The organism is Sodalis sp. (in: enterobacteria) (assembly GCF_047607725.1).
Lineage (GTDB): Bacteria > Pseudomonadota > Gammaproteobacteria > Enterobacterales > Enterobacteriaceae > JBLKSS01.
In genome coordinates, this window is record NZ_JBLKSS010000096.1 from 1 (window position 1) to 12,261 (window position 12,261).

7 protein-coding genes and 2 pseudogenes are annotated in these 12,261 nt (G+C 55.0%); 4 read left to right on the forward strand and 5 right to left on the reverse strand.

Annotated elements, in window-relative coordinates; genetic code table 11:
* Positions 1–114: 114 nt before the first annotated feature.
* Positions 115–636 (reverse strand): hypothetical protein, encoded by a 522-nt coding sequence (locus tag ACMX3H_RS09290; protein ID WP_415210605.1) that lies wholly within the window; start codon positions 634–636, stop codon positions 115–117.
* A gap of 1,179 nt (positions 637–1,815) precedes the next feature.
* Positions 1,816–3,175, reverse strand: a pseudogene (locus ACMX3H_RS09295) (amino acid permease).
* 571 nt (positions 3,176–3,746) lie between these two features.
* On the opposite strand from ACMX3H_RS09295, the pseudogene pdhR reads away from it, so the two are divergent.
* The 4 genes and pseudogenes from pdhR (at position 3,747) to lpdA (ending at position 10,862) form a co-directional block, all read left to right on the forward strand.
* Positions 3,747–4,512 (forward strand): annotated as a pseudogene (gene pdhR, locus ACMX3H_RS09300) (pyruvate dehydrogenase complex transcriptional repressor PdhR).
* Between the two features lie 128 nt (positions 4,513–4,640).
* Positions 4,641–7,313, forward strand: coding sequence for a pyruvate dehydrogenase (acetyl-transferring), homodimeric type (gene aceE, locus ACMX3H_RS09305; RefSeq protein WP_415210606.1), 2,673 nt, complete (start codon positions 4,641–4,643; stop codon positions 7,311–7,313).
* 15 nt (positions 7,314–7,328) lie between these two features.
* Positions 7,329–9,203 carry a pyruvate dehydrogenase complex dihydrolipoyllysine-residue acetyltransferase gene (gene aceF, locus ACMX3H_RS09310; RefSeq protein WP_415210607.1) on the forward strand — a complete coding sequence of 625 codons (1,875 nt, stop codon included), beginning with the start codon at positions 7,329–7,331 and terminating at the stop codon, positions 9,201–9,203.
* 231 nt (positions 9,204–9,434) lie between these two features.
* Positions 9,435–10,862, forward strand: a complete 1,428-nt coding sequence (gene lpdA / locus ACMX3H_RS09315) for a dihydrolipoyl dehydrogenase (protein WP_415210608.1) — start codon at positions 9,435–9,437, stop codon at positions 10,860–10,862.
* A gap of 47 nt (positions 10,863–10,909) precedes the next feature.
* Here the strand turns inward: lpdA and ACMX3H_RS09320 are convergent, their stop codons facing one another.
* The 3 genes from ACMX3H_RS09320 to ACMX3H_RS09330 form a co-directional block, all read right to left on the reverse strand.
* Positions 10,910–11,122, reverse strand: a complete 213-nt coding sequence (locus tag ACMX3H_RS09320; protein ID WP_415210609.1) for a hypothetical protein — start codon at positions 11,120–11,122, stop codon at positions 10,910–10,912.
* Positions 11,123–11,380: 258 nt separating this feature from the next.
* Entirely contained in the window at positions 11,381–11,896 is a 516-nt protein-coding gene (locus ACMX3H_RS09325) for a hypothetical protein (protein ID WP_415210610.1), read from the reverse strand.
* A 228-nt stretch (positions 11,897–12,124) separates the two neighbouring features.
* On the reverse strand, positions 12,125–12,261 hold a 137-nt coding region (locus tag ACMX3H_RS09330; protein ID WP_415210574.1), incomplete at its 5' end, for an ATP-binding protein.

The following is a 12,261-nucleotide window of genomic DNA, read 5'->3' on the forward strand; positions in this document are numbered from 1 at the left end:
TCACTCAAACTGGGATGAAAATAAAATTTATTAAAATCAATACAATGTGAAAATGCAATGAGCATAAGCGTGTAACGTAGGTTTACTGTCTCATACAACAAACCCACCAATAATTCAAGACGTCTTCCACGGGGCGCTTACAATTGCATCGGCTTGTGGAAAAGAGAGGAAATGAGATTCGGTGTTTGCCCTTGTCCTCTCTCTGGTTTCACTGGAGAACTCTGATATATTTTTAATCAACCCTCGTTTTTTATTGTGAATCATTGTCCCTGATTTGCCTCTTCCGTTTGTAGCGGTCGGGGCACTCTGTCGATTATTGTGGCTTGGGAAATCAAGCTTAGGCGCCTTGATAGTCAAATTAGCCCCTTTATCAATGAACGCGAGAGACCGGGGATTAGGCGCCGATGAAGCGGCGGATGGACTGCTGTTTTGGACACTTGTAAGGTAGGTCATAGTCAATAGGGTTAAATTGGCGACGTTGTGTCTGGTTACGTTGCGGCTGTGCAGCCCCGGTTGGCTAGCGAGCAATTTAACATGGTCATCAAAAGGCAGCTGGCTTTTCTGTTTATCATCAGCCCAGTTAACATGCTTTCCGATATGCTTTCTATGTTGATTATTAACAGTGATTTTTTTCATATCCAATCTTATTGTTAATAGAATTGCACAAGGTCTCTATGCCTTGATTTTTGGTGAGTAAATTTAAAGATGCGTAGCATAATCACTTTTTTTTAGCGTTTTTTATGCGTCATTCGTTGAAAGTCAGAATGTTTAATCGTTCCTATGGCAAGCCATCAAGATTATTTAAATAATGAAAATCATGATGATATTTATCATCAATAGATGACCATCTCATTATATTAGAGAGAGACCGATGACTTTACCTATTATTAAAGCACCGTGGTGAATCAGATGTGGGCGGCGAATGCGGGTCTCGCATTTGTGGGCGCGTGGTTTAAGCGCTCATTCCTGCGACCTACACTTTCTGGCGGGGAAGGGAATCGTATTGTGGGTGGCGTCACTTTGGCATTTGCAATGTTGATACTGGCAACGACATTGCTTGGTTTTGGAAATCGAGACACAATATTCATAATTAGTTTAAGCTTTTACCTTAAGTCATTTTTTGCGCTAAAATACAGCGAAAACGTCAATTGTTGACTTGCCAACATTGTTTTCCATCATGCCTGCTGAGTGGTCAGACCTTCTTTATGGGCAGGTACAATATCTCCTGTTATACGTTAGTCCCAGGTTTTAACGATAAAATAAAGAGCTGAATTACATTATGATGATATTTTTACGCGAATATAAATTCAAAAGAGCCCCTGTTTAATATGCTTCTCATGACCGGCTTACATTTACTCTCTTTAAGCCCGTTATGCGCCTCCTCTTCCGACATCCTCGTGGCACATTGAGTACACCTGACGAGCAATGTAAAAACCAAATGTAATCAAGCGAAACGTAACAAGCGAACGGGATGAAGATTTGTACCATAGCGGTAATCCAAGAAGCGAAATACCTGTTGCAACAAGCGGAATGCGGGGAGTAAAACGCGGCAGGCGACTCGCAGAACACAGCATCCAAATCGCGGCAGGCAATTCACGATACGAGGAATGTGAGACACGATACGGGGCATGCGAGACTCAATGCGGGGCATGTGAGATGTGATGCGGAGCATGTGCGCCACGATACGTGGCATAGGATACGCTGCAGGCGCTAGGCCGCGCGTGACATGACTCTTGATATAGAAAGTCGTCAGTGAAAAGGCCGCCCGCGGCCCGTCGCCGGCACGGTAACACCGGCCGGCGCGGGAACGGGGGATCAGCGTGCGCTAGCGCGCTGGCCGGAAGTTTTCAGCGCGAAACCGATGCCCAACACCACCAGCCATACCGGAATCAAATACACCGAAATGGCCATGCCTGGCGTGAGGAGCATAATCGCCAAAATACCCGCGATGAAAAGCAGGCAAAGGCAGTTGCCCACCGGGTACCACAGCGCCGGAAAGCGCGGAACGACGCCCTGTTGCGCTTTTTTGCGGCGAAATTTCCAATGTGCCAGACTGATCATGCTCCAATTGATCACCAGCGCTGAAACCACCAGCGCCATCAGCAGACCGAAAGCCTGGCCGGGCATCAGGTAGTTGAGCAGCACACAAATCGCGGTCGCGACGGCCGAGACGCCGAGCACGGCCACCGGCACGCCGCGCCGGTCGACTTTGGCGAGCGATTGCGGGCCATTGCCCTGGCGGGCTAGACCGTACAGCATGCGGCTATTGCTATAAACGCAGCTGTTATAAACAGACAGCGCGGCGGTCAAGACCACCAGATTAAGGATATTGGCCACCCAGTAGCTGTTAAGCGCCTGGAAAATCAATACAAACGGGCTGCCGCCTTCCATTACTTTGGCCCAGGGGTACAGCGAAAGCAGGATCGCCAGTGCGCCGATGTAAAAGATCAGAATACGGTAAATGACACTGGTTAGTGGCTTTGGGAATGCTGTGCGCCGGGTCATCCGCCTCGGCAGCGGTAATGCCTACCAGCTCCAGACCGCCGAAGGAAAACATAATAACCGCCATGGCCATCAGCAAGCCCTTGCCACCGTGGGGGAAGAAGCCGCCCTGCGCCCATAAATTGGTAACGCTGGTCTCGGGGCCGCCGCGTCCGCTCAGCAGCAGCCAGGCGCCAAAGACGATCATCGCCGCGATGGTGATCACCTTGATAATGGCGAACCAGAATTCCATTTCGCCATAAAGTTTCACGTTGGCCAAATTGATGGCGTTAATCAGCAGGAAAAACACCGCCGCCGAAACCCAGGTGGGCAGTCCGGGCCACCAGTACTGCATATAGATCCCGACCGCGGACAATTCCGCCATCGCCACCAGGACATACAGTACCCAATAATTCCAGCCGGAGGCGAAATTGCCCCAGTATTTATAGGCGAAGTGGCTGAACGAGCCGGCCACAGGCTCCTCCACCACCATCTCGCCCAGTTGGCGCATGATGAGGAAGGCGATAACGCCGCCGATAGCGTAGCCCAGAATGACCGAAGGGCCGGCCATTTGTATGGTTTGCGCAATCCCTAGAAACAGGCCGGTGCCAATCGCCCCGCCCAATGCAATAAGCTGTATATGGCGGTTTTTTAGCCCGCGTTTCAGCGTCTCGGCGCGCTGTTGACCTTCCATCATCGAATCCTCTGTCGTTATGGCGTGCAGATACCTGGATTCCGCCCAGCGCTGTGTCTGTCCACAGTTACGGTTGTTGTACGTTTTAATTTACGCGTCACGGCGCGGCATTTTCGCGTCCGGGCTGTCGCGGGCAACAGAATAGTGATAGTGGCAGGCTTTGCACGGGATTTATGACGCTTGCGCGTAATAACCCGGCGCCGTCGTTCGCTGGACGATAGGTGTAACGGCAATAATGAGAAAATCGCCGGGGTTCATAAGGTCATGTTAGGGTTGCATGACTATGCATTTGGCGGCGTATTTTCCCCGGCTTAAGGTGAACGTCATCTTCCCGCGGCGCCCCCGGAACGTTTCATAGACGTTAATAACTTTTTCGCCGGAAAACACGATTGTGCAGCGTAGCGGGCCTGACGCAGCATAGATGTAAGGCTTTTGTGAGAATGTGCGCGATTTGATGATTTAGGTCAAAGCCACGATAGACAGAAGGTGAATACTTTGTTACTTTTTAGTATCGTGAAAATGTAATTGGTATTACCAATTGACTCCGCGCCATCCGCTGAGAAGACAAGAAATGGCCTATAATAAGATCCGCCAACCCAAGTTATCGGATGTCATAGAACAACAGTTGGAATATTTGATTCTGGAAGGGACGCTGCGCCCCGGCGAAAAATTGCCTCCCGAGCGTGAACTGGCCAAGCAATTTGACGTCTCCCGCCCCTCGCTGCGGGAAGCCATCCAGCGATAGGAAGCCAAAGGCCTGCTGCGGCAGCAGCAGGGGGGAGGGACGTTTGTGCAAAGTAACTTGTGGCAGAGCTTCAGCGATCCGCTGACCGAATTGTTGGCGGAACATCCTGAATCGCAATACGACCTGTTGGAGACCCGCCATGCTCTTGAAGGCATCGCCGCCTATTATGGCGGCGCTGCGCGGGACCGAGCAGGATTTCGAGCATATCCGTGAGTGCCATCAGGCTATTCAGGCGGCGCAGGACAGCGGCGATCTCGACGCGGAGGCCGATGCCGTCATGAATTATCAAATCGTCGTCACCGAAGCCGCGCATAATGCGGTTTTATTGCATCTGGTGCGCTGCATGGGGCCGATGCTGGAAAACAACGTGCGTCAAAATTTTGAATTGCTCTACTCGCGCCGGGAAATGCTGGCGCAGGTGAGCAGCCACCGCGCCTGAATTTTCGCGGCGATAGTCGCGCGCGAGCCGGAAAAGGCGCGCGAGGCGTCACATCGCCATCTGGCGTTTATTGAGGAAATTTTGCTGGACCTTGGCCGGGAACATAGCAGGCGCGAACGATCGCTTCGACGTCTCCAGCAACGCAAGGATTAAGCCTCTGGGAACGGCGGCCCACGCGGCAGCAGAAGCTATGGGCCTGTCTTCGTATGTTCTGACGGCCAGAGCAATAGGAAGACAGGCTCCAACTAAACCAATATTAAAGATAGATAAGGAACACCACCATGTCAGAACGTTTGTACAATGACGTGGATCCGATTGAAACACGCGACTGGCTACAGGCGATCGAATCGGTTATCCGTGAAGAAGGTATTGAACGCGCGCAATTCCTGATTGATCAGGTGTTGGACGAAGCGCGCAAAGGTGGGGTAAGCATCGCGATCGAGCAAGGTGCCGCCGGACGCAATTACATCAACACGATTCCGGTCGAGGAGGAGCCTGAGTATCCGGGCAATTTGGAGTTGGAGCGCCGCATCCGTTCCGCTATACGCTGGAACGCCGTCATGACCGTGCTGCACGCGTCGAAGAAAGATTTGGAACTGGGCGGCCACATTGCGTCTTTCCAGTCCTCCGCCACGATTTATGAGGTGTGCTTCAACCACTTCTTCCGCGCGCGCAACGACAAAGACGGCGGCGACCTGGTCTATTTCCAGGGCCATATTTCCCCGGGCGTATATGCCCGTGCCTTCCTTGAAGGGCGCCTGATCGAAGAGCAGATAAACAACTTCCGTCAGGAAGTGCACGGCAAGGGCCTCTCGTCCTATCCGCATCCCAAGCTGATGCCGGAGTTCTGGCAGTTCCCGACGGTATCGATGGGCTTGGGCCCCATCAGCGCTATCTATCAGGCGAAATTCCTTAAATATCTAGACCACCGCGCGCTGAAGGACACCAGCAATCAGACCGTTTACGCCTTCCTGGGCGACGGCGAGATGGACGAACCGGAATCCAAGGGCGCCATCACTATCGCGACGCGCGAGAAGCTGGACAACCTGGTGTTCATCATTAACTGTAACCTGCAGCGTCTGGACGGTCCGGTCACCGGTAACGGCAAGATCATCAACGAGCTGGAAGGAGTGTTCGGCGGCGCCGGCTGGGAAGTGATCAAGGTGGTCTGGGGCTGCCACTGGGACGAGCTGCTGCGTAAAGACACCTCCGGCAAGCTGATTCAATTGATGAACGAAACCGTCGACGGTGACTACCAGACCTTCAAATCGAAGAACGGCGCCTACGTGCGCGAACACTTCTTCGGTAAATATCCGGAAACCGCCGCGCTGGTGAAGGACATGAGCGATGACGAGATATGGGCGCTGAATCGCGGCGGCCACGATCCGAAGAAAATCTATGCCGCTCTGCAAAAAGCCAAGAAAACCACCGGCAAGCCCATGGTCATCCTCGCCCACACCATTAAAGGCTACGGCATGGGTGTGACCGCGGAAGGCATGAATATCGCGCATCAGGTGAAGAAAATGAACATGGAAGGGGTACGCTACTTCCGCGATCGTTTCAACCTGAGCACGATTACCGACGACAAGATCGAAGCGTTGCCCTACATCACTTTTGAAGAAGGGTCCGAAGAGCACACCTATCTGCACGAGCGCCGCAAAGCGCTGCACGGCTATCTGCCGAGCCGCCTGAAGGATTTCACCAAGCCGCTGGAGCTGCCTACGCTTGAGGACTTCGCACCGCTCCTGGAAGAACAGAAGAAAGAGATCTCCACCACTATCGCTTTTGTCCGCGTGCTGAACGTGATGCTGAAGAACAAGTCGATCAAGGATCGCCTGGTGCCGATCATCGCCGACGAAGCCCGGACCTTCGGCATGGAAGGTCTGTTCCGCCAGATAGGCATTTATAGCCCCAACGGCCAGCAGTACACGCCGCAGGACCGCGAGCAGGTCGCCTATTACCGCGAAGATGAAAAAGGGCAGATCCTACAAGAAGGGATCAACGAGCTGGGCGCGGCCTCTTTCTGGCTGGCGGCGGCAACCTCCTACAGCACCAACGATTTGCCGATGATTCCGTTCTACATCTATTATTCGATGTTCGGTTTCCAGCGTATCGGCGATCTGTGCTGGGCGGCGGGCGACCAGCAGGCGCGCGGCTTCCTTATCGGCGGCACTTCGGGGCGGACCACTCTGAACGGTGAAGGGTTGCAGCACGAAGACGGCCACAGCCATATCCAGTCGTTGACCATTCCGAACTGCATTTCCTACGATCCGGCCTATGCCTATGAAGTCGCGGTCATCATGCACGACGGTTTGACCCGGATGTACGGTGATAAGCCGGAAAACGTCTACTACTATCTGACCACGCTGAACGAAAACTACGCCATGCCCGCCATGCCGAAAGAGGCGGAAGAGGGTATTCGCAAGGGGATCTACAAGCTGGAAACGCTGGAAGGTGGCAAAGGCAAAGTGCAGCTGATGGGCTCCGGCGCCATTCTGCGCCACGTGCGCGAAGCGGCGCAGATCCTGTCGAAAGAGTATGGGGTGGGTTCTGATGTATACAGCGTGACCTCGTTCACCGAACTGGCGCGCGATGGCCAGGATTGCGAACGCTGGAACATGCTCCATCCGACCGAAACGCCGCGCGTGCCGTATGTGGCCACCGTGCTTAACGATGCGCCGGCGGTAGCGTCCACCGACTATATGAAACTGTTCGCCGAGCAGATCCGCAACTTTATTCCCGCCAGCGAGTTCCGCGTTCTGGGCACCGACGGTTTCGGCCGTTCCGACAGCCGCGAGAACCTGCGTCATCACTTTGAAGTGGACGCCAGCTATGTGGTGGTTGCGGCGCTGGGTGAATTGGCCAAACGCGGCGATATCGGCGCTGATGTGGTGGCGCAGGCCATCAGCAAATTCGGCATCGATGCTGACAAAGTCAACCCGCGTCTGGCGTAAGAGGTAGAGTAAATCATGGCTATTGAAATCAACGTACCGGATATCGGTGCAGATGAAGTGGAAGTCACCGAAGTCCTGGTCAGCGTGGGCGATAAAGTCGACGCTGAGCAGTCGCTGATTACCGTGGAAGGCGACAAAGCGTCCATGGAAGTGCCCTCGCCGCAGGCGGGGGTGGTGAAAGAGTTAAAGGTGGCGGTGGGCGATAAAGTTACCACCGGCAAACTGATTATGGTCTTCGAGGAAGCCGAGGGTGGCACCGAGAAGCCTGCCGCCGCGCCGGAGCAGGCCGCCGCCGGCGGTGCCACACAGAGTAAAGAGGTTAACGTTCCCGATATCGGCGGCGACGAGGTGGAAGTCACCGAAGTGCTGGTGAAGGTGGGCGACAAGGTCGAGGCCGAACAGTCGCTTATCACCGTCGAGGGCGATAAGGCGTCGATGGAAGTGCCGGCGCCGTTCGCGGGGACGGTCAAAGAACTGAAGGTCAATACCGGCGATAAAGTGAACACGGGTTCGCTTATCATGGTCTTCGAGGTCGCAGGTGGCGGCAGCGACGCCGCACCCGTCGAGGCCGAAGCGCCGCAGCAGAGCGCGCCCGCTCAATCCTGCGGTAGTCAAGACGTCAATGTGCCGGATATCGGCGGCGACGAAGTGGAAGTCACCGAGGTCATGGTCAAGGTGGGCGATAAGATCAGCGCCGAACAGTCGCTGATTACTGTGGAAGGTGACAAGGCGTTGATGGAAGTGCCGGCGCCGTTCGCGGGGACCGTCAAAGAGATCAAGATTAACGTCGGTGATAAGGTCAGCACCGGTTCGCAGATTATGGTGTTCGAGGTGGAAGGCGCCGCCCCCGCGCCGGCCGCCGCCAAGGAAAGCGCCGCGACTGTGGCCCCTGCGCCGGCAACCGACGCTAACAAGAGCGCCGCTGCCGCCCCGTCGCCGGCCCAAGGCAAAGGCGAATTAGCCGAAAACGACACCTACGTGCATGCCACCCCGGTTATCCGCCGGCTGGCGCGCGAATTCGGCGTCAACCTGGCGAAGGTGAAAGGTACCGGGCGTAAAGGCCGTATTTTACGCGAAGATATCCAGGCGTACGTCAAAGAGGCGGTCAAACGCGCCGAAGCTGCCGCTGCCGGCGGCGGTACGCGGCCGGGCCTGCTGCCCTGGCCGAAAGTGGACTTCAGCAAGTTCGGCGACACCGAAGAGGTGGAGCTGGGCCGGATCCAGAAAATCTCCGGCGCCAACCTGCACCGCAACTGGGTGATGATCCCCCATGTGACCCAGTTCGACGAAGCCGATATCACCGAAGTGGAAGCCTTCCGCAAACAGCAGAATGCCGAAGCCGAGAAGAAGAAACTGGATGTGAAAATCACACCGCTGGTGTTTATCATGAAGGTGGTTGCCAAGGCGCTGGAAGAGCTGCCGCGTTTTAACAGCTCGCTGTCCGAAGACGCCCAGAAACTGACGCTGAAGAAATACATCAACATCGGCGTGGCGGTAGACACCCCGAATGGTCTGGTGGTGCCAGTCTTCCGCGATGTGAATAAGAAAGGCATAGTGGAACTGTCGCGCGAGCTGGCGGATATCTCGAAAAAGGCCCGCGCCGGCAAGCTGACGTCGTCGGATATGCAGGGCGGCTGTTTCACCATCTCCAGCCTGGGCGGCATCGGCGGTACGGCGTTTACGCCTATCGTCAATGCGCCGGAAGTGGCGATACTCGGCGTGTCCAAATCGTCGATGAAGCCGGTGTGGAACGGTAAAGAGTTCGCGCCCCGACTGATGCTGCCGCTGTCGCTGTCCTATGAGCACCGGGTCATCGACGGCGCCGACGGTGCGCGTTTTATCAGCTTCATCAATAATGTGATGTCCGATATCCGTCGCTTGGTGATGTAACTTCCAGGCCGGCCCGCTGGCCGGCCTGCTTGTTCCTGCGTCGCCGCCGAAGGCGGAGGACGGTCGTCGGCGGTACCAATTAAACATGCGCCGTCGTCACATACTTTGCAGTCTATTAATATTTATGTAAACTATGCGTGATGGAGACGTCCCGGTGGACACAGCGCGTTATGCAAATATACGCGATAAAATAGACGTCTGACCCGCCGGACAATCAACTAAGAGGTCATGATGAGTACTGAAATAAAAACTCAGGTCGTGGTACTTGGGGCAGGCCCAGGTGGCTATTCTGCGGCATTCCGCTGTGCGGATTTAGGTCTGGAGACCGTCCTGGTGGAACGTTATTCCACCCTCGGCGGGGTCTGCCTGAACGTAGGTTGTATCCCCTCCAAAGCCTTATTGCACGTCGCTAAAGTCATCGAAGAGGCCAAGGCGCTGAGCAAAAACGGTATCGTCTTTGGCGAGCCGCAAACCGATATCGACAAAGTGCGCACCTGGAAGGAAAAGGTGGTCAATCAGTTGACCGGCGGTCTGAGCGGTATGGCTAAAGCGCGTAAGGTCAAGGTGATAAACGGTTACGGCAAATTCACCGGCGCCAACACCCTGCAGGTAGAAGGCGAAAACGGCACGACAACCGTTACCTTCGACAACGCTATCATTGCCGCGGGCTCCCGCCCGATCCAACTGCCGTTTATTCCCCATGACGATCCCCGCGTATGGGATTCTACCGATGCGCTCGCCCTGACCACCGTGCCGAAGCGCCTGCTGGTGATGGGCGGCGGGATCATCGGTCTGGAAATGGCCACCGTTTACCACGCGCTCGGATCGGAAATCGACGTGGTGGAAATGTTCGATCAGGTTATCCCGGCGGCCGATAAAGACGTGGTAAAAGTCTTTACCAAGCGCATCAGCTCCCATTTCAACCTGATGCTGGAAACCAAAGTCACCGCAGTGGAAGCCAAAGAAGACGGTGTGTATGTCAGCATGGAAGGGAAAAAAGCACCGTCGGAAGCCCAGCGCTATGACGTCGTCCTGGTCGCCATCGGCCGCGTGCCGAACGGCAAACTGCTGGATGCCGGCCAGGCCGGGGTAGAGGTGGACGATCGAGGTTTCATCCGCGTCGACAAACAAATGCGCACCAATGTGCCGCACATCTACGCTATCGGCGATATCGTCGGCCAGCCAATGCTGGCGCACAAAGGCACCCACGAGGGCCACGTGGCGGCGGAAGTTATCGCCGGTAAGAAACACTATTTCGATCCGAAAGTCATCCCGTCTATCGCCTATACCGAGCCGGAAGTGGCCTGGGTCGGTCTGACGGAAAAAGAAGCGAAAGAAAAAAGCATCCGCTATGAGGTCGCCACTTTCCCGTGGGCGGCATCCGGCCGCGCCATCGCTTCCGACTGCCAGGACGGTATGACCAAGCTGATTTTTGATAAAGAAAGCCATCGGTTGATCGGCGGCGCGGTCGTCGGCGTCAACGGCGGCGAGCTGCTGGGCGAAATCGGTCTGGCCATCGAAATGGGCTGCGATGCGGAAGATATCGCGCTGACCATTCATGCGCACCCCACGCTGCATGAATCGGTGGGTCTGGCGGCGGAAGTTTATGAAGGCACCATTACCGGCCTGCCCAACGCCAAAGCGAAGAAAATGAAATAACGTTTCTTTGCCCTTCGGCAAAAAAAAAGCGCCGCTAGGCGCCTTTTTTATTGCGTGCCGTGCGGCGGCTGCCGCGCGTCGCTCGCGTCATTGTCGGGCGGCGTTAAATTGAACAGCTCACAGGCGGTGGTTTCCCCCACCGGGAAACGAGCCAATAGCTGTCTCACCTCCGGGCGATGAATCGCGTCGCCGATGTAATCGACCAACTGCAGGAGATGGGGGCGGGCAAGATATTTCAGTAGCGTATCCTCTTTGGTCATGTAGCCCACGAGGCAAAGCGCTCGCAAATTAGGGTAGTCGGTGGTTAGCAGCGCCGTTTTTAACCGGCTGCCGCGAAATTTGTCGTGGGTGGCGCAACGATTGGCAAAGAAAAGAATGTCGTGGCGATAATGCGCCAGAAAACAGGCGCTATCGTCGCCGTTGGTAATACCAAGCAGGTTCTCCCGCCCGTAGGCGGGATCGTCAAGCTCGGCGTGTATTTTTTACCGCACTGCCGGCGCGTCGGCCATGCTTTCGATTTACGATTGGATATACCGTTCCGGCGTCAGCTGTTCACGGATTTCCGCCAAAGCATCGTCCAGCGACTGGCAGACTTTCATGGTGCACACTTCCGCAAAGTGATGTTCCAAACGGTAATCCAGCGGCGGCGATTGATAGATTTGATAATCACCTATTCGCATCAGATAGGACCAGGGCGCCTGCTCCAGCGGATCATAGCGTAGCGATAGCTGAAAAACCTTGCGGTACTCGCTGTTGGCATAGGCCCGCAACTGCATAAAACGGGCAACCATGGTTGCCGGCGTGAGATCGTGCGGCTCTCCGGCGCCGGGCTGGCTGAGCTGCTGGTAGAGCCGGGTGATGGCGGCGCGCTTGCCGCCTTTGCGGAAAAATCTGTCGAACAGTCGATCGATAAGCCCCATATGGCTGGCGTCGTCCAGCGTTCGGGCCTGGATAATGCGCGTAATGCGGCCGCTGGTCAGCGCCCAACCGCTGTTCAGGATAATACTGAGGGGGGGACTAGAGATGATATCCATATCATGTTGCCTCCGTCGTAAAGGCAACCATTTAATGCTAACCCCCCGTGATTGGCAAACCGTTATTGGCGTTACTGGTCGCTTTTTGCAACTCGATGGTGAAGGGGTGTAGATTCCGACGTATCCGATCATCTGTTCCGGCGACATCCGATCAGTTAATTCCGATATTTTCCGATCACCCATTCCAGTGATATTCGATCACGTGTTTGCTCATCTTCTGACTCGGTTTTAGTCTATTTTTCCTGTGCTGGCTACTCCTTGCTCTTTGCGTAGTGATTCGCCTTTAAGTTCCAGTCGATAGCTGGGGTGTACTAGCCGATCGAGTAACGCGTCAGCTGTCGTGGGGTTTTCTATCAGTCCATACC

What these genes read in the sequence shown, in the direction of transcription:
- aceE (WP_415210606.1), top strand. Translation starts at nt 4,641, where the DNA reads ATGTCAGAACGTTTGTACAATGACGTGGATCCGATTGAAACACGCGAC.
- lpdA (WP_415210608.1), top strand. Translation starts at nt 9,435, where the DNA reads ATGAGTACTGAAATAAAAACTCAGGTCGTGGTACTTGGGGCAGGCCCA.
- ACMX3H_RS09320 (WP_415210609.1), bottom strand. Translation starts at nt 11,122, where the DNA reads ATGACCAAAGAGGATACGCTACTGAAATATCTTGCCCGCCCCCATCTC.
- ACMX3H_RS09325 (WP_415210610.1), bottom strand. Translation starts at nt 11,896, where the DNA reads ATGGATATCATCTCTAGTCCCCCCCTCAGTATTATCCTGAACAGCGGT.
- aceF (WP_415210607.1), top strand. Translation starts at nt 7,329, where the DNA reads ATGGCTATTGAAATCAACGTACCGGATATCGGTGCAGATGAAGTGGAA.
- ACMX3H_RS09290 (WP_415210605.1), bottom strand. Translation starts at nt 636, where the DNA reads ATGAAAAAAATCACTGTTAATAATCAACATAGAAAGCATATCGGAAAG.